Source organism: Iningainema tapete BLCC-T55, from assembly GCF_014698965.1.
Classification (GTDB): domain Bacteria; phylum Cyanobacteriota; class Cyanobacteriia; order Cyanobacteriales; family Nostocaceae; genus Iningainema; species Iningainema tapete.
Window position 1 is genome coordinate 179913 of record NZ_JACXAE010000013.1, and the last position, 26472, is coordinate 206384.

31 protein-coding genes and 1 tRNA gene are annotated in these 26472 nt (G+C 42.8%); 24 read left to right on the forward strand and 8 right to left on the reverse strand.

Going from position 1 to position 26472, the window contains the following annotated elements; genetic code table 11:
• Positions 1-378 precede the first annotated feature (378 nt).
• The gene (locus tag ICL16_RS03475; RefSeq protein ID WP_190825498.1) at positions 379-702 is read right to left on the reverse strand and encodes a hypothetical protein; all 324 of its coding nucleotides are present in this window, start codon (positions 700-702) and stop codon (positions 379-381) included.
• A 314-nt stretch (positions 703-1016) separates the two neighbouring features.
• Positions 1017-1331, reverse strand: a complete 315-nt coding sequence (locus ICL16_RS03485; RefSeq protein WP_190825500.1) for a hypothetical protein — start codon at positions 1329-1331, stop codon at positions 1017-1019.
• Positions 1332-1619: 288 nt separating this feature from the next.
• Here ICL16_RS03485 and ICL16_RS47120 point away from each other — a divergent pair, with 288 nt between their 5' ends.
• From ICL16_RS47120 to ICL16_RS03515, 6 genes are all read left to right on the forward strand, one after another.
• Positions 1620-3035: a hypothetical protein gene (locus ICL16_RS47120; RefSeq protein ID WP_190825501.1), complete on the forward strand. Its 1416-nt coding sequence runs from the start codon at positions 1620-1622 to the stop codon at positions 3033-3035.
• Positions 2984-3628: a diguanylate cyclase domain-containing protein gene (locus ICL16_RS03495; protein WP_190825502.1), complete on the forward strand. Its 645-nt coding sequence runs from the start codon at positions 2984-2986 to the stop codon at positions 3626-3628. Before ICL16_RS47120 ends, ICL16_RS03495 begins: the two co-directional genes overlap by 52 nt.
• Complete coding sequence (locus ICL16_RS03500) at positions 3625-4575, forward strand: hypothetical protein (RefSeq protein WP_190825503.1); 951 nt, start codon at positions 3625-3627, stop codon at positions 4573-4575. Before ICL16_RS03495 ends, ICL16_RS03500 begins: the two co-directional genes overlap by 4 nt.
• Positions 4572-5234, forward strand: coding sequence for a hypothetical protein (locus ICL16_RS03505; protein ID WP_190825504.1), 663 nt, complete (start codon positions 4572-4574; stop codon positions 5232-5234). The genes ICL16_RS03500 and ICL16_RS03505 overlap by 4 nt, the downstream gene beginning before the upstream one ends.
• Positions 5235-5317: 83 nt before the next feature.
• The gene (locus ICL16_RS03510; protein ID WP_190825505.1) at positions 5318-5635 is read left to right on the forward strand and encodes a helix-turn-helix domain-containing protein; all 318 of its coding nucleotides are present in this window, start codon (positions 5318-5320) and stop codon (positions 5633-5635) included.
• A gap of 3 nt (positions 5636-5638) precedes the next feature.
• Positions 5639-5959, forward strand: coding sequence for a sigma-70 region 4 domain-containing protein (locus ICL16_RS03515; RefSeq protein WP_190825506.1), 321 nt, complete (start codon positions 5639-5641; stop codon positions 5957-5959).
• A 287-nt stretch (positions 5960-6246) separates the two neighbouring features.
• Here ICL16_RS03515 and ICL16_RS03520 read toward each other — a convergent pair whose 3' ends face one another.
• Both ICL16_RS03520 and ICL16_RS03525 read right to left on the reverse strand, forming a co-directional pair.
• Positions 6247-7335 (reverse strand): site-specific integrase, encoded by a 1089-nt coding sequence (locus ICL16_RS03520; RefSeq protein WP_190825507.1) that lies wholly within the window; start codon positions 7333-7335, stop codon positions 6247-6249.
• Positions 7336-7487: 152 nt separating this feature from the next.
• Positions 7488-7560, reverse strand: a tRNA-Val gene (locus ICL16_RS03525).
• Between the two features lie 104 nt (positions 7561-7664).
• On the opposite strand from ICL16_RS03525, the gene ICL16_RS03530 reads away from it, so the two are divergent.
• The 3 genes from ICL16_RS03530 to ICL16_RS03540 are packed head-to-tail and all read left to right on the forward strand — an operon-like array spanning position 7665 to position 9298.
• On the forward strand, positions 7665-8267 hold the full coding sequence (locus ICL16_RS03530; protein ID WP_190825508.1) for a metal-binding protein: 603 nt from the start codon (positions 7665-7667) through the stop codon (positions 8265-8267).
• Positions 8268-8282: 15 nt separating this feature from the next.
• Positions 8283-9089, forward strand: a complete 807-nt coding sequence (gene mazG, locus ICL16_RS03535; RefSeq protein WP_420485248.1) for a nucleoside triphosphate pyrophosphohydrolase — start codon at positions 8283-8285, stop codon at positions 9087-9089.
• Positions 9090-9103: 14 nt separating this feature from the next.
• Positions 9104-9298, forward strand: coding sequence for a hypothetical protein (locus tag ICL16_RS03540; protein ID WP_190825510.1), 195 nt, complete (start codon positions 9104-9106; stop codon positions 9296-9298).
• Positions 9299-9349: 51 nt separating this feature from the next.
• Here the strand turns inward: ICL16_RS03540 and ICL16_RS45260 are convergent, their stop codons facing one another.
• Entirely contained in the window at positions 9350-9733 is a 384-nt protein-coding gene (locus tag ICL16_RS45260; protein ID WP_238360576.1) for a hypothetical protein, read from the reverse strand.
• Between the two features lie 5 nt (positions 9734-9738).
• Positions 9739-10248 (reverse strand): tetratricopeptide repeat protein, encoded by a 510-nt coding sequence (locus ICL16_RS45265; RefSeq protein ID WP_238360577.1) that lies wholly within the window; start codon positions 10246-10248, stop codon positions 9739-9741.
• 208 nt (positions 10249-10456) lie between these two features.
• Between ICL16_RS45265 and ICL16_RS03550 the strand changes: the two genes are divergently transcribed.
• The 3 genes from ICL16_RS03550 (at position 10457) to ICL16_RS03560 (ending at position 13770) form a co-directional block, all read left to right on the forward strand.
• Complete coding sequence (locus ICL16_RS03550; protein WP_190825511.1) at positions 10457-10720, forward strand: DUF433 domain-containing protein; 264 nt, start codon at positions 10457-10459, stop codon at positions 10718-10720.
• Positions 10721-10739: 19 nt separating this feature from the next.
• Positions 10740-12044 (forward strand): glutamate-5-semialdehyde dehydrogenase, encoded by a 1305-nt coding sequence (locus ICL16_RS03555; protein WP_420485249.1) that lies wholly within the window; start codon positions 10740-10742, stop codon positions 12042-12044.
• Positions 12045-12153: 109 nt separating this feature from the next.
• Entirely contained in the window at positions 12154-13770 is a 1617-nt protein-coding gene (locus ICL16_RS03560; RefSeq protein WP_190825513.1) for a tetratricopeptide repeat protein, read from the forward strand.
• 41 nt (positions 13771-13811) lie between these two features.
• Here the strand turns inward: ICL16_RS03560 and ICL16_RS03565 are convergent, their stop codons facing one another.
• Positions 13812-14363: a DciA family protein gene (locus tag ICL16_RS03565; RefSeq protein ID WP_190825514.1), complete on the reverse strand. Its 552-nt coding sequence runs from the start codon at positions 14361-14363 to the stop codon at positions 13812-13814.
• Between the two features lie 123 nt (positions 14364-14486).
• On the opposite strand from ICL16_RS03565, the gene ICL16_RS03570 reads away from it, so the two are divergent.
• The 8 genes from ICL16_RS03570 (at position 14487) to ICL16_RS03605 (ending at position 21523) form a co-directional block, all read left to right on the forward strand.
• On the forward strand, positions 14487-15611 hold the full coding sequence (locus ICL16_RS03570; RefSeq protein ID WP_190825515.1) for a hypothetical protein: 1125 nt from the start codon (positions 14487-14489) through the stop codon (positions 15609-15611).
• Between the two features lie 102 nt (positions 15612-15713).
• Positions 15714-16394, forward strand: coding sequence for a PspA/IM30 family protein (locus ICL16_RS03575; protein ID WP_190825516.1), 681 nt, complete (start codon positions 15714-15716; stop codon positions 16392-16394).
• 176 nt (positions 16395-16570) lie between these two features.
• Entirely contained in the window at positions 16571-17341 is a 771-nt protein-coding gene (locus ICL16_RS03580; protein WP_190825517.1) for a PspA/IM30 family protein, read from the forward strand.
• 131 nt (positions 17342-17472) lie between these two features.
• Positions 17473-17808, forward strand: coding sequence for a thioredoxin family protein (locus ICL16_RS03585; RefSeq protein ID WP_190825518.1), 336 nt, complete (start codon positions 17473-17475; stop codon positions 17806-17808).
• Positions 17809-17881: 73 nt separating this feature from the next.
• Positions 17882-19084, forward strand: coding sequence for an LL-diaminopimelate aminotransferase (locus tag ICL16_RS03590; RefSeq protein ID WP_190825586.1), 1203 nt, complete (start codon positions 17882-17884; stop codon positions 19082-19084).
• A gap of 129 nt (positions 19085-19213) precedes the next feature.
• On the forward strand, positions 19214-19621 hold the full coding sequence (locus ICL16_RS03595) for a hypothetical protein (RefSeq protein ID WP_190825519.1): 408 nt from the start codon (positions 19214-19216) through the stop codon (positions 19619-19621).
• 267 nt (positions 19622-19888) lie between these two features.
• The gene (locus ICL16_RS03600) at positions 19889-20797 is read left to right on the forward strand and encodes an NF038130 family PEP-CTERM protein (protein ID WP_238360578.1); all 909 of its coding nucleotides are present in this window, start codon (positions 19889-19891) and stop codon (positions 20795-20797) included.
• 306 nt (positions 20798-21103) lie between these two features.
• Positions 21104-21523: a response regulator gene (locus ICL16_RS03605; protein WP_190825521.1), complete on the forward strand. Its 420-nt coding sequence runs from the start codon at positions 21104-21106 to the stop codon at positions 21521-21523.
• Positions 21524-21544: 21 nt separating this feature from the next.
• On the opposite strand, the gene ICL16_RS03610 is transcribed toward ICL16_RS03605, so the two are convergent.
• Positions 21545-21724: a hypothetical protein gene (locus tag ICL16_RS03610; RefSeq protein ID WP_190825522.1), complete on the reverse strand. Its 180-nt coding sequence runs from the start codon at positions 21722-21724 to the stop codon at positions 21545-21547.
• A gap of 407 nt (positions 21725-22131) precedes the next feature.
• On the opposite strand from ICL16_RS03610, the gene uvrC reads away from it, so the two are divergent.
• From uvrC to ICL16_RS03630, 4 genes are all read left to right on the forward strand, one after another.
• A complete protein-coding gene (uvrC, locus tag ICL16_RS03615) occupies positions 22132-24045 on the forward strand; it encodes an excinuclease ABC subunit UvrC (protein ID WP_190825523.1) in 1914 nt (637 codons plus the stop codon).
• Positions 24046-24086: 41 nt separating this feature from the next.
• On the forward strand, positions 24087-25034 hold the full coding sequence (locus ICL16_RS03620; protein ID WP_190825524.1) for a glycosyltransferase family 2 protein: 948 nt from the start codon (positions 24087-24089) through the stop codon (positions 25032-25034).
• Positions 25035-25074: 40 nt separating this feature from the next.
• Positions 25075-26037, forward strand: coding sequence for a 50S ribosomal protein L11 methyltransferase (locus tag ICL16_RS03625; RefSeq protein WP_190825525.1), 963 nt, complete (start codon positions 25075-25077; stop codon positions 26035-26037).
• A gap of 70 nt (positions 26038-26107) precedes the next feature.
• Positions 26108-26395, forward strand: coding sequence for a hypothetical protein (locus ICL16_RS03630; protein WP_190825526.1), 288 nt, complete (start codon positions 26108-26110; stop codon positions 26393-26395).
• Positions 26396-26472 lie beyond the last annotated feature (77 nt).

A 26472-nucleotide genomic window follows, 5' to 3' on the forward strand; every position in this document is an offset into this window, starting at 1 on the left:
CCTAACTTATTCTGTCCGATTTTTTGTTATTTTAGTGCAACATTGTTGACACAAGGTATAACACGGTATAACATTGTGTTAACAGGCAAAACAAAGGCGATCGCCACTGCCTAGAACTCAACTCGAAACCCTCAAGCGCAACCAACTCTGGGAAATTTGCTCCGAATTGGGTCTGCCCAAGCACGCAGATAACGCAAAGTAAACTTATTTATTGACCTTGAGTATCTCCAGAACCGAGGCGGCATTTACGTAATGCTTTGACGAACGTCGCAGCTACTCAGCAGGTTTTTGTTGCTCAAGGTCTATGTCCGAAGATGGCAGTTTAGGGCTGCTTTCTTTTCGGGGTGATTTGTGTGGGAAATAGCGCACCACCCCCAGTTAAAGTGCGTGTGCTATGTCCTCGATTTGACGTTGTAGCAGATTGATTTCTGCTTGGAGTTCGGCTTTAGCTTCTTCATCCTCGTAAAGCCGGACACTGGATTCTGAGATAATCTCGGTATCTGTTTCCAGCCAGCTACGAATAACCTCGTACTGCCAACCGGAATTCCGATATGAGTATCCGAGGGCAGAGTACTCTGGGTAAAACCGCATCCCAATAATCCAACCTTGCTGGGTTAACTGCCCAAATTGGTATTTCGGCGGCGCCCAGTTGGGTGGGAGTGGGATGGATAGTTTGGTTTGTGGTAAGTTGTGAGTAATCATCTTGGTTTTTGGTGATTAACCGGAGTGTGTTCGCTGATAACTCGCACACTCCGGTTTTTGATTTGGAGGGCGATCGCGCAACCTATCGCAGGCGCTTTTACCTATCGCAGGTCACTAGCTGTGCGATCGCTCTGCAATGAAAATGCGATGACACCTATCGCCATCGCACTTAAAAGCTTAACACCGGACTAGCAAAAAATCAAGAAAATTATCTAGAATAAACTCACACGTATTAAAAACGCTTCACCCCCTGTCAAGAGGGGGTGAAGTTTTCATTATTTTAAGCATGTTCTCGACTTGGGAGGACATTGCTTCTAGCTGGCTTTTAAGCTGCTTATTCTCTGTTGCCAGTCCGGTTGTAACTCCCCCACGACTTGCTTTAAATCCTCTACTAGGGACATATCCTTTTTCAGTCTTTCCACATCTTCGAGTAGCTTTGCGATGTCGATTACGTTGCTGGTGATCACCATTTCCCCCACATAATCCCTCATGTGGTTTTCAATGGCATCCGTAATTGAGATACCATCCTCCTTTAATTTTGCCTTGTACTTATCGTAGAGATCGGCATCTATCTTGATTCCCAGTTGTGCTGTTCGCCCTTGCACTTCGGGTTTTTTGCTTGCAGGCATATTTTTTTACTTGTTCTATCAACAATATACTCTTTGTCCAGATTGATGTCTGTAAAGCCTATTGTACATAGATTTAAAAATATTGATTTTAATATTGACAAAAATCTAGAATAATTGCTAGATTAGATTCAAGAAACAAAAACAAGTAGCGTAAAGCCTTTGATCGCAGCGCAAGCGTAAGTCGAGATGCTGAGCCTAAACTACTACCCAAAAACAAGAAGGCGTCCCCTCCGACCAAGAAGCAAGACACCTTCCGTGAACCCTAACCAATAAATAGGATCTAAACCCATGATGACACAATACGACCGCACTCAACTCGAAACCCTCAAGCGCAACCAACTCTGGGAAATTTGCTCTCAGCTAGGACTACCCAAGTACGCAGCTTCTGTAAAGTGCGTGGAGGCAATCCTCAACAGTCAGCCAACGTTAGTCGCCGAAGTGGTAGCAACAGAAACTGACAGCGAATCAACTTTAGATGCCCCTATGGAAAACTTTCCACAGGGTCAACACACTTGTGCTAGTTGCCCATTATTCCATCCGTTTAACGACGGCACGGGGCGCGGTTTATGTTGCGGTTCCGACCGAGTGGCAAGAGATCATCACCAACAAACCCAGGATTGCTTGCATTTGATTGAAGAGCAAACTGAAAAGCAGCAAGCCCGCTTAATAGAAGAGCAAGAATCCGAAAAAAGCGCAAAGTCTGCCACCGGGGAGTATCCCGGTGGCGAGTTTTGCCCAATTCCCGGCTACGGCTTCTGTATAAGCCAAGGCATCGAATTCAAGACTCGAATCGGCAGCGAAACCGGAACTACCTACTGGTACGCGGTAGCACCCCACTACTACAATCAGAGCGGACGTGAATACAAAACTGGCGGCTTTGAGAAACTGGAAAACGCTGTTAAAGCCGCAATTGATTACCTTGGTAAGTGTGGAGTTGATGTTTTTGAGATAAAGCAGCAACTGATAAATTACCTGCGATACGGTACAACTCAAGCAGATCTGGAAGTTACTCAAAGTCAACCACTCGCTGAACCAAGAATTTCATTTCAGTCGGGTGAACTTTTCTTCACCCCAGTGAGCGGCTCCGCCACCACCTACGAGGTCAAACACTGGAATTTAGAAATTGGCGAAATTGCCATGAATGCCGATCTGATGTGGGAGGTGACAGGTGTTAACGGCATCTACAGGTCGCCCTACGAAGCCGCAGCACTACTGCTTGAGCTACCCGAAGGAAAATTTTCCACAGGGCTAAACAAAAAAGCCGACTCCCCCGTAGCAGCCAGCCTAATACCTAAATCCGATGATTTATCAAGACCTATAGCAGAAAACAAACCTAATCCATCTTTCAACGGATGGCAAGACACGGAAGTTCCTGAAATTGAGATTGACTCTACCTCAGATCCCGACTTTGGGGACTTGTACCGGGTGTGGAGTGGCATGAATTTGCTTGGAACGTTTTACCAAGGCGTTAGCGATAAAAAGTGGATCGCGCAGATAGATGGTGAGGCGGAACGCTACTACTGCGACACAGAGCTTGAAGCGCAGTTGCTAATTATTGCTAAAAACGGCTTACTTGTAGCTGACTCGCCAAACGACGTTGACAGTGTTGACAGCTTGCTTGATAAACCCGTTGACGAATTAACATCTCAAGAATGGCAGCATTTGAAGCGTTATTACTCAACACTAGAGTTGCAAGCAGCCTAATACAAGTCCCCAGACGTACTGGGGACTATTCTTCATTAAAATTATCAAATTATCACGTCATTAAAACCATGTCACACCTTACAGAAATTCTTCTTTTGTCATCCAATATCGCTCTAATTGCCCTTGTAATCTACCAGCGTAGGTCAATTAAAAAACTCTATCAATGCCCAACTTTTGGATGTTTAACCCGTCAAGGTATTGACGCTTACTGGCAGTCAATTAAGCGCAAGGATAATTTGTCTCTCGTCTTTCTCGACATCGATAACATGCATCAATTAAACTCCAATCTTGGCTATCAAGAAGTGGATAGAAGATTGAACCGAATTTTTTCAATGGTTCGCAAGGACGAGGCTCTAGGACGCTGGTACTCAGGAGACGAACTTGTAATGCTAATCAATAGATACGAAGCGATGCAAGCCGCTAATCGCCTTAAAACGGCACTTAATGCCGAAGGAATTAGCGCTACCTTTGGTGTAGTAAAAGCAGAAGGTGAATATCTATATGACGTGGTTAAAAAGGCTTCCGCTCTGGTTCAAACTTCTAAAAATAAAGGTATTAGAGGAGTGATTGTAAATGGAGAAAACGAACAATGACGCCAGAAATTAGAGAAGAATTAAAGCGAATTCAGTCCCAACTAAAAAAACCTTTTCCTGCCAAATTACACGAAATTAGAGATTTACCAGGAGGCGGACGTAAGTGGGTTTTCCTGTCCTGGCAGGTAATTCGGGAGCGACTAGATGATGTATGCCCAGAATGGATTATTGATTATTCAGAAATCCAATATCTGAACAATGACGCCATATGCCGCGCTGCAATCACAATATTAGGAATCCGTAAAGAAGCGATCGCATCCGTGCCAATCTCAATTCTCAGTAAAGGTGGCAATGAGATGTCTCGCGGCTCGGCTGCTGATCGACTGGCTGCTGAGTCTCTCAAAAACGCTGCCGAACAGTGGGGAGTGGGGAGATATTTGGACGATCAGCTTTTTACAATCAAGTACCTCTGGGAGCGAATGAAGGAACTTGACGATCAAATGGCAGGCGAGGTGAGGCGGCTATCCGAGCAATACAAAATTGACAAAGGATTTATAAAGCCCCCAATCAGACAGCAAAAAGAAGAGGGCGGACTGCTGCACGCGCTTGCTGGCATTCCCGCACCTGATTCAAAACGTGAAGCTCACGGGACAAAAGATTTTGTCCCACAGGCTTCACCTAAAAATTCAACGCAGGACTTGTACCCACAGAATAACCTCGTAGTAAGGCAGGTGCGCAGCGTTACAGGGCACGATGTCAATTGGATTTATGCCCAATGCAAGCTTTACGAGTGCGATCGCCCAGGTATGATGCCCTCTGACGTGCTAGAAAAACTTGTTGCCGACATGTGTGCTGATTGGGCGGTGTCTAGTGGTGCAATACCCCAAAGGGACGGAGCTAACACGTCAATCCAAGGCGCTTTGGAATTTGGCAAAAGAACTGGGCAAAGTATTGCCAGCGTGGCTTTAAACTGGCTAGAAAGACATAAGGTGGAGGTAAAGGCGTGAAGATTTTAATTTACGACTGCGAAATTATCAAATGCATCCCTGATAGAAGCGGATATCTTAAGCCGGGATTCCAGTACTGCGAAGGGTGGACGGACTTTAAAGGGATGGGTATTAGTGTGATTGGTGCATGGTTAAGTTGGGACAACTCCATCAGAATTTATACACAAGCAGTGTTTAGCGAGTTTCAAAAAGCTGTAAATCAAGCACAGCTAATCGTAGGATTTAATTCGCTTTCATTTGACGATAACTTGTGCGCTGCCAACGGCATCGACATCAAAACCGACTATGACCTGTTAAGTGAGGTTTGGTCGGCATCAGGAATGCCGCGAACTTACACCTACGGAAAAACCAGATCCGGTTACAAACTGGAGAATTTAGTACAAGCTAATCTTGGGCGCGGCAAGTCTGGTTCTGGGGAGCTTGCGCCGGAGTTGTGGCAGAAGGGGAACAAGTGGGGAGTGATTCGTTACTTGACCGACGATATTTTGATTACAAAGCAAATATTCCAACGCCGTGCCAAACTAATTGACCCTACAAACGGTGACGTTTTGTGCTTGAGAGAGCCAACAGAACCAATTTACGAGGGTGTTGGGTTTTTGGAGATGCCCGACACTATCAAGGTTGATGTGAGTGAGGATGGTGATGATATACCGTTTTGAGCAGTAAGATTGCTCTTGGGCGCAGGGTGTGGCATTCTCCAGAGCGCCCTGCTAAAATATTTTTATCCCTACGAGGGAGTGAAATGAACAAATTAACATCTGAAAAACTTAAAAGTGGTGCACTAGCCATAGAGAAATTTCGCGCTCTACAAGAGCGTGAACAAGAGTGGTTGTATGAGTTGTTAAGCGTAGGAAAGTCAGCATTGCTGGCACTCAAGATATTGGATGCAATTAGTGCTTGCCCCCTCAGTTTTGAGGAGATTGCGGACGAATGCGGGTGCAATTCACAAACCGTAAGTCAAGTTTTAAATGCTTTAATTGAAGGCGGCACGACGATTCAACTAGATGCAAAATGCGCTTATGCCCCCAGTGGGCGATCGCGTAAACTGGCAAGGCGGTAATTTATGGACAAAGTAACAGCGGACAAACTGACAGAAATTGCCCCATCTCTCGCCGCTTTTTTGGAATTGCACCCAGACGAACAAAAGTGGCTTTATCCCCTTTTGGGGAGAGCAGAGCAGAGAGCAATTCTCATTCTTGAAGCCATGCAGGGGGCGTACTTAAGCTACGAGGAAATCAGTGCCAAAACTGGTACTCATGCCAGTACTGTTCGGCAAACATTGTACGCTCTTTCTAGCGGTGGACTGAATCTAAAGTCTAATAAATCTGGAAAATGGCAGTCCCCGAAAGGGGGACGAAGCCGGAAATTATTGAGAATGGAGTGATGGCTAAAAGGAAACTCATATCCGGCGATCGCGTAGAGTTCGTAGGACACGACGCAAACTGCCTTCCCTGCAAGAAACAAGGAACCATTCAGATCTATATTTACCCCCACTTTCACCCATCCGGCTATGTGGAAGTGGTGGACGACGAAGGGAATTTGATTCTGTATGGCAATGCGGCAGGAATAAAGAAAATCAAACCCTGATAGGGATTCAAAAAGCTTGCGCCATTAAGTGCATGGGTATTCGTTTCAATCCCTGAGAGGGATTTTTTTGTGGCGCTAGAGAAATTATATCAAATTGTTGATCGCTTCAAAAAATACTTTCTCGTGAGTAGCGGCATCGATCCAGCGCTGATAAGTCTGTAGATGAACTACGGGTGAATGCCCCATCCACACAGCCATTGTGGGGATGGGGATTTTGTATTGTGTGGTTCCCCGAATCGCATAGGCGTGGCGTAGATCGTAAGGGCAAAAGCTAAGGTTGCGACGATTGAAATAATGGCTTACCCGCTGCCCGTAATCGCGGTAAGTTTTGCCACTGCAGTTTGGTTTTTGGATCTGCCACAATTCCCACTCAATTGCCCACTGAGGATGTAGGGGATACGCTACTCTCTCTCCTGTTTTCCCATGCAGAATTCTGCATGAGTGGGGTGACACGGGAGAGACTTCGCAGAAGAAAGCTTCATGATCTCTCAAGCCATAGCACGCCATTACCCCGTATAGCCACTGCCATGCGGGGTTTTGTAGAATTTCACGCACTTCAACAATCAGCTCGTCGCTGGGAATTTCTCTTGCCTTGAGCGATGATCGCCCGTACTCACCTTTGTAAGGAGAAAGATCGATTTCGATGCCAGCAAACTGCGCGCACGCCTGCAATTTCTCTACAGTTCTCTTCCTGGTGCGAGTGTTCGCTTGTGTGGCAGATGCTGCGGTGTGAAGTGATTCAGGCGTTGCGTCCCCAGATAAAAGTTTGAAAGCTGATTCGTAATCGTTCTTCCAGGTCAATCTTGTAGCGGCAGTGTCACCTTTTGTAGCGAAATAGTTTTGTTCAAATTTGAGCTTGATTGGTTCCCACTCTGAGACGCTTGACGATACCGCTTTTTCCTCTACGGTTAGATATCTATTCCAATCAAATCTCCCCGCTGCCAATAATCCTCCTACCACCTTCGCCTCGGCTTCCGCTTGCTGTAGCCCTGCGGGATTGGCATAAATCCCCAGCGATAAGTGTTGCTGGTGCGGCTTCTGCTTCCCACTCCCCGGCTTCGGTGGAAATGTCGCTCTAAGTGATAGGCGATCGCCCCGTTTGTCAACCCTCACGCCAATTCTCGCTGCTTTTAGTCTCTCATTAACGGCTTCAAGGGTAATTCGCTGGGGCATTTTTGCACTAAAATTGCACTAAATTAATTCAGAGATTATCAAACATTATCCACGATTATCAATGATTTAGGGATGAAAAATAACCTCTGGTTCTTGGGAATCGTCTCTCCTAAAAACAGCAAAACCCTCTACCAGAGAGGGTTTTAAAATTATGGGTAGTACTGGACTCGAACCAGTGACATCCTGCTTGTAAGGCAGGCGCTCTACCAACTGAGCTAACCACCCGCTTTGTTTCAACTTTATTGATGTTAGCACATACTTTTTCAAAAAGCGATAGTATTTTTGAGAAATATTTTGCCAATTTAAAATCTAAACTCGAAAATTTCACTATGCCCTCTGGTCAAACGCACGATCGCATTACTCTATGGGCTTTGCCGTTCGTGACTCTAGTCACATTCTGGCAAACCAGAAGCGGTAACTTGACTTTATTGGTTTCTGGTGGCTTCATGTTTGGGGGGCTAATGTTTGGTCCAGACTTGGATATCTACTCGCGGCACTTCCAACGCTGGGGGTTCTTGCGTTTTATTTGGCTACCTTATCAAAAAAGTCTACATCATCGGTCTTTCTTATCACATGGACCAATCATCGGCACAACGCTACGAGTGCTTTATCTTGCTTGCGCTTTTGGAATCGTCTTAATTGTAGTTTTGCTCGTAGCAGACAAGCTATGGAACCTGGGATTGAGTTGGCGGATGTTGGGTGAAACGATTACCCAATCCATGATGCTCTATAGTAATGAGTTACTCGCCCTATTTTTAGGATTGGAAATTGGTGCGATGAGTCATTCTCTGAGCGACTGGGGAGGTTCTACTTACAAGCGTTGGCAAAAACAGGGAGTTCGTGGTTTGCTGCCGCGTGCGAAAATGAAGAAGCGTAAAAGTAGCGGTAATCGTCGAACGGGAAGTAAGAGACGCACCAAAAGCGGAGACTGATAAAAAATGACTGATATGAAAAATGCTGACACCCTAGCTGCGTTACAAGAATTAATAGATGTGGTGGCTAAATTGCGATCGCCTGACGGTGGTTGCCCGTGGGATTTGGCACAAACTCCGCAAACACTGAAACCATATGTAATCGAAGAAGCTTATGAAGTAGTAGACGCAATTAATAGTGGGGATAAAAACGCGATCCAAGAAGAACTAGGAGACTTACTCCTGCAAGTTATTCTACAAGCACAAATCGCTAGTGAATACGGACAATTTTCCTTGAAAGAAGTAGTCCAAGGTATCTCACAAAAGTTAATTCGTCGCCATCCTCATGTATTTGGAGATGTGTCGGTGCAAAGTGTAGATGAAGTGCGGCAAAACTGGGAACAAATCAAAGCAGCAGAAAAAGGCGAACCATCCCCAGATAGTCAAAAACTCAGTTATAAACTAAGTGGCTATACACGCAAACTTCCTCCATTGATGGCAACGATGAAAATTTCCCAAAAAGCTGCTGCTGTTGGATTTGAGTGGGAAAATATTGATGGAGTGTGGGACAAATTTGATGAGGAATTAACAGAGTTTAAACAAGCTTTGGCACAAGAAACACCAGAAAGACAACAATCTGAATTAGGTGATGTAATATTCTCTCTTCTCCAACTTGCCCGATGGTATAACCTCGATCCAGAAGCAGCTTTACAAGGAACAAATCAGCGATTTATCCAGCGGTTGCAAAAAATGGAAAAATTTGCCGAACGCCCCTTATCAGAATACAGTTTACCAGAGTTAGAAGCACTCTGGCAACAAGCTAAAGCCCAACTTGCTCAGTGACACGAGTAATAATTATGAAAGAGCGAGAAAGTAATGAAAATAAAGGTAACGCTGTGATGTCGGGTGTAGTACTTGTAGCAGCTAGTATAATGCTAATTTTTGTTATCAATAATTTTCCTCCTAGCGGTGCTAGAAATGTAGCGTCTTTTGTGGCTGGAATGTTTGGTTTTACATCTGTTCAAGCACTAAGACGAAGTTTTGATGGTTAACAAATACAAACAAACCCGGTTTCTTAAAGAAGCCGGGTTTGTGAGCTAAGCTCACGCTTTCAACACCACCGCAAAGACAATGCCCAGGATAATCAATCCACCACTCAAGACAAAAGACCAGAAGCGATGATGACTATTAACAATAGTGCCACTTTCACTCTTAATCTGGATTAGATCCATCCAAGGTGCAACGCCTCGACGGAACCAACCTACTGCCCCAACAGAGGAACCAAGTAAGCTTTCCACTCGCTTCATCCCAAACAAGAAATTACCAATGGGACCAAAGCGTGAGGCATAATGTAAATAAAGCATCCCACTCCGATCTTGAATCTTTAAGTCAGAGCCAAATTTATAACCTGCGTCACCACGTCCAATTAGTGTACCTTCTATTTTTGCAGGTTTTCCACGTAGGGGACTAGCATAAGGATCTGACATGAGAGTCAGAACATCAGTTTCAGGTGCTTGACTGTATTCGGGGTTATAGCAATGGCGATCGCTAACCCTGTTAATGGATCTTGGCTACCTACAATTAATACTAGGCTCAAACCAAGAACCAACACCATGCCAAATAGCAATGTCATTGTAACACCAGAAGCCAGTGCCAAACTGCCTCCTACACCCCCCATTGCTAACTTGACACCAGTAGTTGCCGCACGCTCTGCTTTTTGGATGGCATTAGATCGAGGTGCTTTAGCGTTTGTGAGGTTTTGGCGTGTTTGTTCTGCCCAATCACGTATCTGTGGGTTGTCGCTATTGGTTAACTTTTGACACAGGATCGTGGCTTTTTCGGTTTCGCCTGTGCCTTGATACGCTTTCACCAGCCACATCTGTGCTGTGAGGTAGTCATTTGAACTGTAATCTGCGCAGTTGCGGCAGAATTGTTCAAGTATCTGAACTGCCTCTTGATAACGTCCTTGCTTAGCTGCTTCTAATCCAGATTGGAGTGACATAAGATCCCCCCTTTGGAGGAGTTGTACATACTCGATTTGTACTTAATAAATACAGTCTTCGTCACTACCATTTCGGAAAAATTCATCCAACAATCAAAATATACTCTTTTATTTAGTATTTAAACTTAATAACACTGTTCTTGGTGTGAATTACATTATTCAAGATAAAAAAGATATACTGAATGAAAAAACGGCAAAATCAAAGATTATGATTACCATAGTCCAAAGTCCCATCAGTTCCGATCCCGAAGTCATGGGTTGTACGTTAGTATTTAGAAATACAAGAGTTCCAGCCCAATCGCTGTTGGAGTATTTAGACGATGGATTTTCTTTAGAGGAGTTTTTGGATAATTTCCCATCTGTCAATCGTGCAGATGCGGTGACTTTTCTGAAACTTGCTTGTGAAGAACTTCACTACGGCGTACAATGTGAGGAGCAGCCTGAATTTTGCTACACTGGGGCTTACAAGTAGCGTTGACTCCATATGTATGATGGCATCCGTTGATGATTTTTCTCCCCTAGTTACGATCGCCAAGAAAACCCGATTAGCTGCTCTCAAGTTAGCAGTTCTCTCTACGGAAGCGAAGAATCAAGCAATCGAAGCGATCGCCCAATCTTTAGAATCAGCACAAGCAGAAATACTAAGCGCAAATGTCGCCGATTGTCATGCTGCTGCCGACGTAATTCCTAAACCTCTTTACAAGCGTTTACAGTTGGATGAACATAAGTTAAGAGATGCGATCGCCGGAGTACGGGATGTAGGTAAGTTAAACGATCCTGTTGGTGCAGTGCAAATTCAGCGCGAACTTGACACAGGCTTAATCCTCAAGCGCATCACTTGTCCTTTGGGCGTTTTAGGCGTAATTTTTGAAGCACGCCCGGAAGCAGCAATTCAAATTGTCTCCCTCGCCATCAAATCAGGTAATGGCGTGATCCTTAAAGGCGGAAAAGAAGCTATTCGTTCGTGTGAAGCAATAGTCAAGGCGATTAAACAAGGATTATCTCAAACTGTAGTTAACCCAGATGTGGTGCAGTTATTAACAACTAGAGAGGAAACTCTCGAACTTTTACAATTAGATAAATATGTAGATTTAATTATTCCTAGAGGTTCTAACTCTTTTGTCAGATTTGTGCAGGAAAATACCCGCATTCCTGTATTAGGACATGCCGATGGAATTTGTCATCTTTATATAGATAAAGCCGCAGATATTGACAAAGCAATTGCCATTACTATCGACGGGAAAACAAACTACCCGGCTGCTTGCAATGCTGTTGAAACGTTGTTAGTTCACTCTGATATTGCCGCAACATTTTTACCAAAATTTGTAGAGACTAGCTATGGCGCATCTTTACAGTTACGAGGAGATGAACGTACTCGGAAAATTTTACCAGAAATTGCCGTGGCAGAAGAACAAGATTGGCAGACAGAATATAGCGATCTAATTTTATCGGTTAAAATTGTAGATGGAGTAGAAGAAGCGATCACTCACATCAACGAATACGGTTCTAAGCACACCGATGCGATCGTCACAGAAGATACAGAAGCTGCCCAAACTTTCCTCGCTTTAGTGAATGCAGCAGGAGTTTACCACAACTGCTCCACTCGCTTTGCTGATGGCTTCCGCTACGGTTTTGGTGCAGAAGTTGGAATTAGTACCCAACAAATGCCTCCCCGTGGTCCCGTTGGTTTAGAAGGTTTGGTAACATATAAGTATCAATTGACTGGCGATGGTCATATTGTCGCTAGTTATACAGGTGCAAATGCCAAGTCTTTTATACACAAAGATTTGAAATGATGTAAAATCGTTTCAAATCTGACAAACTCTGTCTGTTAGTAGATGCGTTTTTTTCAGTGTAATAGTATAAAAATGTATCAGTTGCTACAAATATTGTGGGTCAATCAAGATGGATTTACGACCGCCTCTGCCAAATAATGAAATAGCTAGACTTAATGCACTTCGTCAATATCAAATTCTGGATACGCCAGGGGAAAAAGTATTTGACGATTTTACCTTCTTGGCAGCACAAATTTGCAACACACCCATTGCTCTGATTAGCCTACTTGATGGAAATCGACAGTGGTTTAAATCCAAAGTGGGTTTGGAGGCAAGTGAAACTAGCCGGGATTTAGCATTTTGTGCTTATACAATCTTGCAACAAAGACCATTAATTGTTAGGAATGCCCTAGCAGATGATCGATTTGCCACCAATGCTTTGGTAACTTCCGATCCCAATATTCGATTTTACGCTGGTGCGCCTCTAATTACACCCGAAGGATATGCAATTGGAACACTTTGCGTGATTGATACAATACCACGGGATTTGAGTGCAGAGCAGGAAGAATCTCTGCGAGTATTAAGCGGTCAAATTATATCACAATTAGAGCTACGGCGCAATGCCATAACATTATCACAAGCTATTTTACAGAAGCAGGAAAACGCAGCCCAGCTTCTGCGTCAGCAAGATTATATTGAAGTATATTATCATCAGGGGATAGAGAAGGCAAAAAAAGGTAACTTAAGAGGAGCGATCGCCGACTTTAACCAGTATATCCAGCTCAATCCCAATGGTGGGAAGGCGTACAATCAGCGAGGCATTGCTCGTCGTCAGATAGGAGACTACAAAGGAGCAATAGCAGACTTTGATATTTATTTGAGAATCAATCCAACAGATGCTGAGGCTCATTGTAACCGAGGACTGCTGCGCTTTCAACTAGGAGACTACAAAGGAGCGATCGCCGACTATAGCAAAGCAATGGAGATCAATCCTGACTATGCTTTTCCTACAGATTTAGGATTTGTCACTCCTGAAGTTGTAACTTCGGAAGCCATTGTAAATTATACCCCTCCATCTGACTGGTCTAACGTCAAGGAAACTGAAGCTTATTTGATTCAGGGTAATGGTTACTATGAAGTCGAAAATGGTAACGGAGCAATTGAGCATTATAACCAATCTCAATCTCAGCAAATTATTCTTAATGATGCTCAAGCTTATTTTCATCGAGCGCAAGCCCGCTATGAACTAGAAGATTACTCAGGAGCGGTAGAAGACTATACCGAATCCTTACGGATTAATCCTCATCAAACGGAAGCTTATCTGAGCCGAGCAAATGCTCGCTTAAAGTTGAAAGATTACTATGAAGCTGTAGAAGATTACAGCCAATTTATCCGACTCAATCCTAACGACTGCAAAGTTTATCTGAGCAGAGCGCAGGCTCGCTATGAGCTTGAAGATTATAGCGGCGCAGTAGAAGATTATACCCAATCATTACGGATTAGTCCTCATCAAATGGAAGCTTATTTGAGTCGAGCAAATGCTCGTTCTAAGCTCAAAGATTACAAAGGCGCTATTGAAGATTATACTCAATTTCTGCGACTCAATCCCAATCATAGTAAAGCATACATTAGCAGAGGTAATGCCCGTTCTAAGCTTAAGGACTACAAAGGCGCTATTGAGGACTATAAAAGAGTATGGTCAAAATCAGCAACTCAGTCTCCCATATTACCAAGTGCAGATAATTAAAACTTTCGTAGTAAGGGCTTCAGCCCTTTCGCGCATGCAACTTAAACCCGATTAGATAACTGCTTGGCTGCACAAAGAGAACAAACGCCCCAACGTTGAAGTTCGCCACTAGGAGTGGGACATTGACACTGAGGACAAAGAGGTAAGCGAAGACTGCGTGCTTTTACTGTCTTAGCCCAATGATCAAAAGCCGCATGGGCATTTTTGCTCACAGGCGTTACATTTTCCATAGACTTGGGAAGCTCACCTATGTAACTGGGATGCGGTTGTATCGCTGCCTGTTTTTGCGTCTGTTTACCCTTGGGACGCCATCCCGCAGTAGAAAAGCGAATATCTACCAAGGTCGTAGGCTGTTTTTCATTCAACTTTAACAGCAAACGCTGACGTTCAAATGTTAAATTTTGTGACCAAACAGCGCTAGAGGTGGCTACTCGCAAAACACCACGTTCGATGGATAATGGTTGAGTATGAGCAGCTACAACAGATCCTACAACTTCAGACCAACACTTGAGCAACAGTTGTAAAGGTTGCTCTTGCCATTTAGCCTGAGCTTCTAAAACACCTAAAATATCATTAACGGATTTCAACGACATTCTGGTAAACAAGCGTAAAAATTGTAGCTTGGGTATGCAATATATCTATGATAATTTGCGTAGAAGTTTGATCCAAATGTATCTTTAATTGATCGCTCAGTCTAAGTTTGAGGCAAATCGGCAATGAGTCAAAACCCCCTAGTAAATTCAAATACACAATCTTCTCAAACAGTGTTAAAGCCTGCTTTAACTGCAGCACTCTCTAGTTTAGAAGTACAACTAGATCAAGAATTAGCCCGATATCGACGCACAAGAACTGGGTATAAAACACTCAAAGGTAGTAGTAAAATACAACCCTTAAGTGCGCTCAGCAATGCTTGTGCCCCTGGGGCAATCGCCGTCACAACAGGACAATCACATCCTGAAATCAAAATTAACACACAACAGGCTGAGCCAACCAAGGCACTGGAGATTATTTCAACACCAGAAACGCAACAGCAAGAACAGATTTCTCAACCATCCGCCAATACTCAGATTGTGCCTGGGAACGTCGTCAATGGCAAGAGTGATGCACAGCCACAAACAACTCCTCCAGAACCAGATGATTACCTAGAATCATCTGAAGCACTGTTGCGCAGTTTAGCAGAAGAACCTAAAACAGACAAAACACCAACAAATTCTCGTCATAGTCTGTTATCCCCCTTAGGCATCGGCTCAATGCTACTACTTTTACTAGCAAGTCTTTCCTTGGGCTATATAGCTTTCCATCCTAAAACCTTGCAGTTAAGTTTTGGCTGGTTATTCAACCGTACACCAAATAATGTGGCAAGCGATGACAATGCCAAAGAAATTCAAAGCAACACTAAAACTGTGGCAGAGCCACAACTTACCCCCATACCTAAATATCCTAATTTAGCTAAGAGCGAATTACCTGAAGTCAAAGATCCAAATGATGTAGTCGGCTTACAACCCAAAGCGAAACCTACACCAGTTAATGCTGTACCACCACAACAGACACCTGAAAGTTCAGTTGCGCCATTAACCACTAACACTCCCGCACCACCAAAACCAAAACCAGTAGTAGCTAATGCACAAATTAAACCATCAAGCGATGGATTTTACCATATAGTTACCGAAAATAAAAGTGAATACGCCTTTGCTAAGGCACAAAAGGTGGTTAGTGATGCTTATTTGTCAGCAGATGGCAAATTGATTTTTCTTGGTGCAGTTAAAAATAAAGAAAAAGCACAGCAATTGCTACAAGATTTGCAAGCACAAGGAATTCAGGCACGCATTCATCAGCCATAATCAAGGCAGGAGTCAGGAGTCAGGAGTCAGGAGTCAGGAGTCAGGAGAAAATTTTGTGCGATCATTTTTGCGTGAGTAGTTATAAGTATAGGGGTGGAAAAGATGGGACTAATTGATCGTGTCGGAAGCTTATTTCGTGCCAACCTGAATAGTTTTATGAGGAGTGCGGAAGACCCAGAGAAGATTCTCATAGGTGTAGTTTACCAGATGCAAGATGATTTGGTGCAATTACGACAACTGGTAGCTCAAGCCATCGCGATGCAAAAACGCACAGAGCGGCAAATAGCTCAAGCCCAATCTACAGCCGAAGAATGGTATCGCCGCGCCCAAATAGCACTGCAAAGCGGCAATGAAACTCTGGCAAGGGATGCTTTGACTAAACGTCGCGCTTACCAACAAACAGCTACAGAGCTTTCTCATCAAATGGAGGAGCAAAATACGCTAGTAGCTAAGCTGAAAACAGATATGCGTACTTTAGAATTAAAAGTTGGTGAGGCAAAAAATCAAAAAGATATGTACATCGCCCGCGCCCGCTCTGCGGAAGCTTCTTATAAATTACGTGAGATGCTTAGTTATACAGGTAGCGTAAGTAACCAGACTTTTGCCCGGATGGAAGAAAAAGTTGTGCTTCTGGAGGCACAATCAGAAGTCATCGCTCTGGCTGACACCGAGCAACAGCATTCATCTTTTGCCTCGCTAGAATTTAATAGTGATGTTGATGTAGCAGCAATCAAACCAGAGCACGTGGAGGGAATTAAAGAAAATCTTAAACCCGCTCATTAAGTAAAATAGCGCTCCTATTGGGCAATACCATGTTTTGCAGCATATGTTAGGTATAGGGGTTTTTGAGTTGGACTTTATCTAACAGGAAAGATTAAATTGAAATAGGTAGCCGATAAACAGTATTCAAGCGATCCTGCCCAATTAGGCGCGTAAATCACAAAAGGAAAAACAAAGTTATGGGATTATTTGACCGTATCAGAAGAGTAGTAGGCGCTAACCTCAACGATCTAGTTAGCAAAGCTGAAGATCCAGAAAAAATGCTCGAACAAGCTATTCTGGAAATGCAGGAAGATTTGGTACAACTGCGTCAGGGAGTTGCTCAGGCGATCGCTGCTCAAAAACGTACTGAGAAACAGTACAATGATGCTCAAAATGAAATCAACAAGTGGCAACGTAATGCTCAGTTGGCGCTGCAAAAAGGTGATGAAAACCTAGCACGACAAGCACTGGAACGCAAAAAGACTTTTACTGACACGGAAAATGCTCTCAAAGGTAGTTTAGATCAACAAACTACTCAGGTAGAAACCCTCAAGCGCAACTTAATCCAACTGGAGAGCAAAATTTCTGAAGCCAAGACGAAGAAAGAAATGCTTAAAGCTCGGATTACCGCAGCTAAAGCTCAAGAGCAACTCCAAGGCATGGTGCGGGGGATGAATACCAGCAGTGCTATGGCGGCTTTTGAGCGGATGGAAGAAAAAGTCATGCTCCAAGAAGCTCGCGCTCAGTCGCTGGGGGAATTGGCAGGGCAAGACTTAGAAACTCAATTTGCTAAGTTGGAATCTGGTAGTGATGTAGATGATGAATTGGCAGCTTTGAAAGCACAAATGTCCCTACCCGGTGGCTCAGCCAGTCAACCCAAACTGCCACAACAAACCTCAGCACCTAAATCCAATGAAGTGGTTGACGCTGAATTGGAGTCTTTACGCAAGCAACTCGATCAAATGTAAAATATTTCTCAAATTTCTTTGTTCTAGTCCCACGCCTGCAGGTTGTGGGATTTTGCATTCAAGTTGCTCATTCTAAGATAGAGTATTTTGTATGCCCACTTTCCTCAATGCCACAAACACGGAGACTTGTGATGAATAAGGGTGTAATATCCATAACTGATGCTGAGTTTGAAACAGAAGTGTTACAATCTGAACTGCCAGTATTGGTTTACTTTTGGGCTACTTGGTGTGGACCTTGTCAATTAATGTCGCCACTGATAAATCAAGCCGCTACTACTTACAGCGATCGCCTCAAAGTCGTTAAAATGGAAGTCGATCCCAATCCTGTCACTGTGAAAGATTACCAAGTCGAAGGTGTACCCGCTTTGAGGCTAATCCAAAAAGCTCATGTCTTAGCATCTACCGAAGGAGTGATCGGCAAAGAAAAAATACTGGAAATTTTAGAGACACATCTAAATAATAATTAATTTAAATGTAGAGACGTTCCGCCGGAACGTCTCTACGTAACCCCTATCTCCTGTCTCCTGTCTCCTCACAATGATGCAATTAGCTCAGCGTTTACAACCTCTACAATTTAATGTATTTGCAGAAATGGACAAAGCCAAGGCAAAAGCTAAGGCTTGTGGACAACAGTTAATAGATTTATCACTGGGTTCATCTGATTTACCTGTAGAACCTCATGTTATTAAAGCAATAGCACAATCTCTAGAAGATCAAAGTACCCACGGTTACTTGCTGTTTCACGGTACTCAAGCTTTTCGCCTGGGAGCAGCAAATTGGTACGAGCAAAAATTTGGTATATCTATCAATCCAGAAACTGAGGTACTACCTTTAATTGGTTCCCAAGAAGGCACAGCGCATTTACCCCTAGCAGTGCTTAATCCTGGAGATTTTGCTCTGCTACTCGACCCAGGCTACCCCTCTCATATGGGCGGAGTGTACCTCGCTTCAGGTCAAATATACCCTATGCCTATACTAGCAGAAAACAGTTTTTTGCCAGTATTCTCAGATATTCCCGCCCCAGTCTTAGCACAGTCGCGGATGATGGTGTTAAGTTATCCACACAATCCTACAGCAGCGATCGCACCAAATTCCTTTTTTCAAGAAGCTGTAGCTTTCTGTCAACAACACAATCTTGTCCTGGTTCACGATTTCCCCTACGTAGATTTAGTATTTGAACAAAGACTCAACAATCAACAATCAACAGTTAACATTCAACAATCTCTCGTCCCTTCTATTCTCCAAGCTGATCCTGATAAAAGTGTATCCATAGAATTTTTTACTCTCTCCAAGTCCTATAATATGGGAGGCTTCCGCATTGGCTTTGCGATCGGCAATGCTCAGTTAATTGAAGCTTTACGCTTGGTGAAAGCAGCAGTCGATTTTAATCAGTATCAAGGAATTTTGAATGGAGCAATAGCAGCTCTTACAGGTTCACAGGCTGGGGTGGAAGCTAATGTGGCGATTTTCCGTCAACGCCGTGATGCCTTTATTGGCGCTTTACACAACATAGGTTGGCACGTTTCTACCCCCAAGGCAACAATGTATGTCTGGGCAAAATTGCCCCAACCTTGGAGTCATGATTCTGTAGCCTTTTGTACTAAATTAGTCGAAAAAACTGGGGTAGCGGCTTCTCCGGGTGCTGGTTTTGGCAAATCTGGGGAAGGTTATGTTCGTTTTGCCTTAGTACATGAGCCACATATCCTACAAAGTGCTGTGCAGAGAATTGCTGAATTTATGTAAAAATTTATCTATTCTTTACTTAAGCTTAAAGATAAATTTATTACTTTAGCTTTTACTTACAGTATTTTCAAATGGTGGGGGTGAATAGTTTTTCACCCCTACGGTTATTTTATATTTGGTAAGACCTATATGAAGAAAGTTAGTGGCTATGCATTAGCGATCGCTGTTCTTAGTGCAATCAGCACTACTCCAGCACAAGCAGTCTCATTAGTCCAAGATACCACCAACGACGAACAAATAACTGCTACTAACACTACAAATGAAGAATTTAATCTGGAGGGTAGTATACTCCAAGAAGCTCAAAGCGAGATCGCCGAAATAGATCGAGCTAGCACTGTTACCGAAGTAACGAACGACGGTACAAACTTCTATATATATAGATCTAGCAACTCCAGCGATGTACCACCAGAATTATTCGCTGGTTCATATAACGATAGACAAACTACTCCCCGAAGAAGAAAAGTGCCAGAACCCTCATTGGCAATAGGGTTAATCGCTGCTGCATGTCTTGCCGCTGTACGCTTACGACATAATTAGTATAATAAATTACTTCTAAATTAAATAATATTGCGTACAAAAACGGTAAAAAACTCAAAGCACTTATTATTTTTTTAGTGAGAGTTAATACATAATCCATAGTAGCTTTACCCAATCAAGTCTCCCGGTTTCGTAGACTGAATACAGGTTGGAGCAGAAACGAGGCGAACAAAGCCAAGTGACTAAAGTATCCAGCAAAGATTCAAAAAACCAAACTTTCACAGGGGCGATTGTATAAAAAGCCCTCAAACCAAAGGAGACTTGAAAATGCTTTTCAAAAAACTTTTGATCGGTGCCTCAATCGCAGCAAGCGTAAGTGCCATCGCCTCTACCCCAGCATTTGCCGGAAGTTTAACCAACGCGACTATTGGCGGTTCAGCAGCTAGTGATTACTTAGTCTATGGTGTTGATGGCAAAAATACCAAGGAAATAGCCAAAACTCAAGCAAATGTGCAAGCAGTCTTAGATGGTAATGCTAGCAATCCCACAGGAAACGTCGAGTTAAGAGCTAGCAGCGAAAAAGCTGGTTTTGATTTCACAAAGAACACTACCTTAAATGGTAAAATTGGTGGTAAAGACATCACCCTGAGTAGTTTAACAGCGGCAGACTGGACTCCAAACTTCGTTAACACATGGTTAACTGCTGCTTTAAACGCTAATGGTTTCGGTCAGTTTACCAACCAAGTTGGCTTCCTGTCTAATATCTTTGTCAACTATGGCGGGATGCAAAGATTCAGCGATCCTAACATCTCCTACGTTAACCAGAATGACACAACAGGAGAAATCAGTATAGGACTAGCCGGTCACTTGAATGCTACCAGTTTGCTAACACAGTCTATTGATGGGTACATGGCTAGTCTAAATCCTTTTAGTTCTGAATATCTCACAGCAAAGATATTAAAAACAGCTCTGGGCAGCACACAAATACAAGCGAGTGAAATCGTTAAAGTTTCCTACAATGGTGGACCATCTCAATTACTCTACAACTTTAAGGCTACAGAAACTGGGTTAACTGAACTAAGTGATGGTGTATCCCACAGTGGTAACTACGAAGTTAAATTTGCAGGCATAGCTCCTCCTCCTGTAGCTTCAGTACCTGAACCCTCTGTCATGCTTGGTTTGGTTGGTGTTTTTGCACTATTCGTTACCCAACGTCAGTTGAAGAAAGCACAGTAAAAGTGAAAAATCATTATTGAAACATCACAAACCCGATTTCCCAGAAGAAGTCGGGTTATTTGGAATCAATAGCTAACTCCTTGAGCAGAAACTATTATACTACATATTTTAAAATTTAACTAAGTAGAAATTAATTTTTTCTTAAGTTTATATTTTGGGTTAATATCATTATATCTTAGTAACTAGATATACAAAATTAAGTTTTTATGCCTATGGATAAATGTTATAGAGAAATTAAATGTATTTAGCAATTCAATTTTATTGATTTCGACAATCAGGGTCAATCGATCTAAGTTGAAAGGGATAATGAGTGCACAACTACTTTCTAGAGAGCAACAATTACATCTACCTCAAGCTAAGCGTATTTTACTAGTTGAAGATCATGATATTAATAGGATGTTGCTGAGCGACTATCTAGGTTACTGTGGATATGAGGTTGAAAGCTTGTCAAAGGCATCAGATTTTTTTACAACTATAGATAGATTTCAACCCAAACTAATTTTATTAGATTTAAAACTCCCAGAAATTGATGGTTATTCGCTGCTAGAACAAATTCAAAGTAAACCAGGGGTATGTGAAATACCCATCATTGTAGTCTCAGCCTTTGCTTTTAAATCAGATCGAGAACGAGCTACCAAATTAGGTGCTTGTCGTTACTTTGTTAAACCTATAAATTTAAGAGAGTTAACTATAGCTATTGAACAAGAGCTTGCTTGTAGCCTATAACCTCTGGTGTGATGCGTACATTCATTCAGCTTTTTGCTGGCTAATGAAATCTTCAACACTATGACTAAGAGTTTGTAAAGAACTGCCAATTCTAGTAATTTGGTTTTGTACTTGTGCAAACAGCAAAACTGCTGTTTGCAACTCGTTCAATGTTTCATCCATCGCGTTACGATACCTCATCTCAAATTCTTCAATACTCATAATTTTAGCCGAGTTAAAATATCTTTTTTTCTATTATCATCATAAACAATAAACTTAATTATATAAATTCGTTGAATTTATATAATTTAATCTTGAAGTAAATATTATCAAATGTTCATCATTTAATCCGAAATTTATACAGTAACTTGAAAAGGTAAATAAGTTCAGCAGATCTGCAAATAAATAAGAAAGTAACCATAATTTTAAGAAGAATATATAAAGACGGAATTGAAGCGTGAAGTTATGACTGTTTGATAAAGCTTAAATAAAAAGTTAAATGAAATTTTGAAGGAAATTCCAGTTCCCCGACAACTTTTACGAAGTCGGGGAACTGGAAGTGTAAAACAACAGTGATTTTACTTAAAATATATAGTAGGTAGATTTATAAAATAGCTGATAATTTGGTAATGACATCATCTATTGCCGCATTACCACTGGTGAAAGAGCCAGAACGTCTAGAAAACCGTCTCAAAGAAATTCCACCAGAACCTGGAGTTTACTTTATGCGGGATGCGAGCGATCGCATCATGTACATAGGCAAATCGCGCTCGTTGCGATCGCGTGTTCGTTCTTATTTCCGCGACTCCCAAAGATTGAGCGAGCGCATTGCGACGATGGTAAAGCAGGTGACAGACATTGAATTCATTGTCACCGACACTGAAGCCGAAGCTTTAGCTCTGGAAGCAAACTTAATCAAGCAGCACCAACCATACTTCAACGTGCTGCTCAAAGACGACAAAAAATACCCATACGTTTGTATTACTTGGTCAGAAGATTATCCACGTATATTTATTACTCGTAAACGTCAAATAGGTAAAGAGAAAGATAAATTCTACGGTCCCTATACTGATTCTCGTCTATTGCGGGAGATCTTACGCTTGTGCAAGCGGATTTTTCCCCTCCGCCAAAGACCTCAACCACTGTTCAAAGACCGTCCTTGTTTGAATTATGATATGGGACGTTGCCCTGGTGTATGTCAAATGTTGACTTCACCAGAAGAATACCGCAAAACAGTGCAGAAGGTGGCGATGGTGTTTCAAGGTAGAACTCAAGAACTGATTGATACCTTGAACTCGCAAATGGAAGCTGCAGCCGAGGCGCTGAATTTTGAGTCAGCAGCAAGGATTCGTGATCAAATTGCTGGATTAAAGTCACTCACGGCAGATCAAAAAGTGTCCCTTCCCGATGATACAGTTTCACGGGATGCGATCGCACTTGCAGCCAACGAACAACATGCGTGTATTCAATTGTTCCAAATTCGTGCAGGGCAACTGGTGGGACGTTTGGCTTTTGTTGCCGTACCCCCCCTTTCATCCCCCCCATCAACGGGGGGGAACGAGGGGGGGTTCATGGGCGCGATCTTACAACGAGTGCTGGAAGAACATTATCAAACAGCAGACTCAGTGGAAATACCCACAGAAATCCTCGTACAGCATGAGTTACCAGATGGGGAAATCTTAGCGGATGTATTAACTGGGCGTAAAGGTAGAAAAGTGTCAATTTTGACTCCACAACGTTCCACTAAAGCAGAATTAATTGAAATGGTGGAGCGCAATGCTCAGTATGAATTACAGAGAATGGAAAAATTAGGCGATCGCAATCAACAAGCGATGCAAGATTTAGCTGACATTCTCGACATAAGCGACTTACCCCACCGAATTGAAGGTTATGACATCTCCCACATTCAGGGATCGAATGCCGTAGCTTCGCAAGTTGTGTTTATCGACGCTAACCCAGCCAAGCAGCACTATCGCCACTACAAAATTAAAAATCCTACAGTGACTACAGGGCATTCAGATGATTTTGCCAGCCTCGCCGAAGTGATTGGGCGTCGCTTTCGTAAATATGCTGAAGATCCACAATTACCACGAGCAGGTAATCCTGATTGGCCTGACTTAGTTATGATTGATGGCGGTAAGGGACAACTATCGGCAGTTGTCGCTGTTTTGCAAGAAATGAATTTGTTAGAGGAGTTGCGCGTTGTTAGTCTTGCCAAGCGACAAGAAGAGATTTTTTTACCAGGAGAATCTCAATCATTAGAAACAGACGCAGAGCAACCAGGAGTGCAACTGTTACGCCGATTGCGAGATGAAGCCCATAGATTTGCTGTAACTTTTCACCGCCAACAACGTAGTGATAAATTAAGGCGATCGCGTTTAGATGAAATTCCTGGTTTAGGGCATCACCGTCAAAAGCAGCTTCTAGCACATTTTCGTTCGGTTGATTATATTCGCCAAGCCACACCCGCCCAACTTGGCGAAGTTTCCGGAATTGGTCCTCGTTTAGCCCAAGAAATATACAATTATTTTCATCCATCCTAATGTAGAGACGCCCCGGCCGGGCGTCTCTACAATTCCTAATTATGCCGCTAATTTCTGTTGTTATTCCCTGCTACAATGCCGAACGGTTTCTGGCTGAAACTGTTGAGAGTGTATTACGACAAACTTTCACAGATTACGAAATTATTTTGATTGATGATGGTTCAACGGATGGTACGGCAGAAGTAATCAAGTCCTTTGGTGATAGGGTAAGATCTGAGTTTGGTGTTAACAAAGGAGCAAGTGCAGCGCGAAATCGCGGTACACAGTTAGCACAAGGCAAGTTTATTCAGTATGTTGATGCTGATGATTTGTTGATGCCAGATGCTCTTGCTAGTAGAGTGAATGCATTACAAAGTGAAAAAGCTGATGTAGCTTACTCAGATTGGCAAAGATTGGAAGAGAAAAAGAGTGAATTTCAACCAGGTGCTGTCATATCAAGGAAAATAGAAGATGTGCATCCTGAGCCGCAAATTGCTCTTTTCACCGACTTTTGGGCACCACCAGCTGCTATTCTCTACTCTCGTGAAATTGTCCAAGCAATTGGGGGATGGAATGAAACGCTGCCGATTATTCAAGATGCTCGTTTTTTATTGGATGCAGCGTTGATGGGGGCTAAGTTTGTCTATGTACCGGGAGGGGGGTGCCAATATCGAGTACATAAATCTAATAGTTTATCTCGACGTAACCGCCCGGAATTTTTCCAAGATATCTATCGCAATGCTTGTCAGGTAGAAGCATTTTGGCAACACAATGGTGGATTGACAAAAAGTCGGATTCGTGCATTAATTCAGGTTTACGACATGACAGCTCGCTCTCTATTTATAGTTAATGAGCAGATGTTCAAAGACAACTTGCATCGGTTGTATCAGTTAGAACCTAGATTTCGCCCGACTTGGCCCAAATTAGCAGGAATAGCTTTAGCTCTAATGGGAAAAAATCAAGCTACTATACTGCTGAAATTACTTGGTAAACCTCCAATAGATTTGTAAAATTACAGAGATGGGAGTTTTACCATCAAAAAATTAATTTATGTCGTGGATAGAATTGAGCCTCGATACAACCAACGAGGCTATAGATTGGGTTTGTACACTACTAAGTGGGACTAATTACACAGGAGAAGTTCACATTCGGGAATATTTTGATGAGGATACTGTAGACAACCAATGGACGTTCACTATATTTTTATATCTAGCTCAAAATGTTCAAACAAATGCAAGTATCGAAAAAATTGCTAATTTGCTTTTACCTTTGCAGCGAACAGGGCTATGTAATAATTTAAGGACGGCGGTGGTTGAAGAGATTACACAAACAGAAGAAAAAAGCCCTCTGGTTCATCGGATTGGCAAACGGTTTGTGGTGCTGACAAACGATTTACCTGATGAATTTTCATCAAACGAAGTAATTATCCGACTGAAGAACACTCTCGCTTTTGGTAGTGGTTTACATCCAGCTACCAATCTATGCCTTCAACTACTTGAGCGCTACATTGTACCACAAATGAATATTCTCGATCTCGGATCGGGATCGGGAATTTTGAGTGTGGCGTGCGCTAAGCTGGGGGCAAACGTTTTAGCTGTTGATAACGACAGTATTGCTGTAGAATCAACCCAAGATGCTGTACGTCGTAATGGGGTAGAGCAGAAAGTCAGGGTGATGAAAGGGAGTTTGGGGCAGGGTAGCGAATTGGGACATTGGATGGGTTTAGAAACTTCAGACAATGCACCAACAATTAAGGTAACAGAAACCTTTGACTTAATTGTGGCAAATATTCTCGCCAGAATGCATATTGCCCTTGCCGCTGATTTTCGGTTGAGCTTGCAGCGTAATTATAGTAACGGAGGAGTTCTAATTTTAGCTGGTTTTACTACAGATTATGAGGATGCAGTTGCTGCAGCCTTAACAGATGTTGGATTTGAAGCTGTAGATTGTGAACGATTAGACGAATGGGTAGCCCAAGCTTATCGTTTGAAACATCAAGTGCAAGTTAGTTAATCATAGTGCATCTTCTTGCTAACATCAGAAGAATTGAAATTTACCTAAAAACTTGTGGCGTTTTTTAATTATGACTAATGAAGAATCTGTCAAACCCCTTCCTAAACCACGATTACAACCAGAGCCATTACCGGAACCTGTTGCGCAGCACATTCGCATGTTAGATCTTGACAAACCGCAAGGACGGGTGATATGTGAGTGCTGGCATTGTAAAGAAGGCGTTTTGATTGAGCATCAAAGAGAACCACAGCCACAACAAGAACTCAAGGTAACTTGTCCTCATTGTGGCAGGGTAGCAGTTAAGTTACTGGTGGCGAAGATACTTTCTGTGACTGCTATTCCATCACCTTGGAGTTGAATGGCACTTATTGTCACAGCCACAGAGCGTTGCTCTGTTTATGGCTGTGAAAATACACCATTAACTCTTTTGCTATT

Coding starts and splice junctions, on each gene's coding strand:
- ICL16_RS03475 (WP_190825498.1), bottom strand. CDS start 702: ATGATTACTCACAACTTACCACAAACCAAACTATCCATCCCACTCCCA.
- ICL16_RS03485 (WP_190825500.1), bottom strand. CDS start 1,331: ATGCCTGCAAGCAAAAAACCCGAAGTGCAAGGGCGAACAGCACAACTG.
- ICL16_RS47120 (WP_190825501.1), top strand. CDS start 1,620: ATGATGACACAATACGACCGCACTCAACTCGAAACCCTCAAGCGCAAC.
- ICL16_RS03495 (WP_190825502.1), top strand. CDS start 2,984: ATGGCAGCATTTGAAGCGTTATTACTCAACACTAGAGTTGCAAGCAGC.
- ICL16_RS03500 (WP_190825503.1), top strand. CDS start 3,625: ATGACGCCAGAAATTAGAGAAGAATTAAAGCGAATTCAGTCCCAACTA.
- ICL16_RS03510 (WP_190825505.1), top strand. CDS start 5,318: ATGAACAAATTAACATCTGAAAAACTTAAAAGTGGTGCACTAGCCATA.
- ICL16_RS03515 (WP_190825506.1), top strand. CDS start 5,639: ATGGACAAAGTAACAGCGGACAAACTGACAGAAATTGCCCCATCTCTC.
- ICL16_RS03520 (WP_190825507.1), bottom strand. CDS start 7,335: ATGCCCCAGCGAATTACCCTTGAAGCCGTTAATGAGAGACTAAAAGCA.
- ICL16_RS03530 (WP_190825508.1), top strand. CDS start 7,665: ATGCCCTCTGGTCAAACGCACGATCGCATTACTCTATGGGCTTTGCCG.
- mazG (WP_420485248.1), top strand. CDS start 8,283: ATGAAAAATGCTGACACCCTAGCTGCGTTACAAGAATTAATAGATGTG.
- ICL16_RS03540 (WP_190825510.1), top strand. CDS start 9,104: ATGAAAGAGCGAGAAAGTAATGAAAATAAAGGTAACGCTGTGATGTCG.
- ICL16_RS45260 (WP_238360576.1), bottom strand. CDS start 9,733: ATGTCAGATCCTTATGCTAGTCCCCTACGTGGAAAACCTGCAAAAATA.
- ICL16_RS45265 (WP_238360577.1), bottom strand. CDS start 10,248: ATGTCACTCCAATCTGGATTAGAAGCAGCTAAGCAAGGACGTTATCAA.
- ICL16_RS03550 (WP_190825511.1), top strand. CDS start 10,457: ATGATTACCATAGTCCAAAGTCCCATCAGTTCCGATCCCGAAGTCATG.
- ICL16_RS03555 (WP_420485249.1), top strand. CDS start 10,740: ATGGCATCCGTTGATGATTTTTCTCCCCTAGTTACGATCGCCAAGAAA.
- ICL16_RS03560 (WP_190825513.1), top strand. CDS start 12,154: ATGGATTTACGACCGCCTCTGCCAAATAATGAAATAGCTAGACTTAAT.
- ICL16_RS03565 (WP_190825514.1), bottom strand. CDS start 14,363: ATGTCGTTGAAATCCGTTAATGATATTTTAGGTGTTTTAGAAGCTCAG.
- ICL16_RS03570 (WP_190825515.1), top strand. CDS start 14,487: ATGAGTCAAAACCCCCTAGTAAATTCAAATACACAATCTTCTCAAACA.
- ICL16_RS03575 (WP_190825516.1), top strand. CDS start 15,714: ATGGGACTAATTGATCGTGTCGGAAGCTTATTTCGTGCCAACCTGAAT.
- ICL16_RS03580 (WP_190825517.1), top strand. CDS start 16,571: ATGGGATTATTTGACCGTATCAGAAGAGTAGTAGGCGCTAACCTCAAC.
- ICL16_RS03585 (WP_190825518.1), top strand. CDS start 17,473: ATGAATAAGGGTGTAATATCCATAACTGATGCTGAGTTTGAAACAGAA.
- ICL16_RS03590 (WP_190825586.1), top strand. CDS start 17,882: ATGCAATTAGCTCAGCGTTTACAACCTCTACAATTTAATGTATTTGCA.
- ICL16_RS03595 (WP_190825519.1), top strand. CDS start 19,214: ATGAAGAAAGTTAGTGGCTATGCATTAGCGATCGCTGTTCTTAGTGCA.
- ICL16_RS03600 (WP_238360578.1), top strand. CDS start 19,889: ATGCTTTTCAAAAAACTTTTGATCGGTGCCTCAATCGCAGCAAGCGTA.
- ICL16_RS03605 (WP_190825521.1), top strand. CDS start 21,104: ATGAGTGCACAACTACTTTCTAGAGAGCAACAATTACATCTACCTCAA.
- ICL16_RS03610 (WP_190825522.1), bottom strand. CDS start 21,724: ATGAGTATTGAAGAATTTGAGATGAGGTATCGTAACGCGATGGATGAA.
- uvrC (WP_190825523.1), top strand. CDS start 22,132: ATGACATCATCTATTGCCGCATTACCACTGGTGAAAGAGCCAGAACGT.
- ICL16_RS03620 (WP_190825524.1), top strand. CDS start 24,087: ATGCCGCTAATTTCTGTTGTTATTCCCTGCTACAATGCCGAACGGTTT.
- ICL16_RS03625 (WP_190825525.1), top strand. CDS start 25,075: ATGTCGTGGATAGAATTGAGCCTCGATACAACCAACGAGGCTATAGAT.
- ICL16_RS03630 (WP_190825526.1), top strand. CDS start 26,108: ATGACTAATGAAGAATCTGTCAAACCCCTTCCTAAACCACGATTACAA.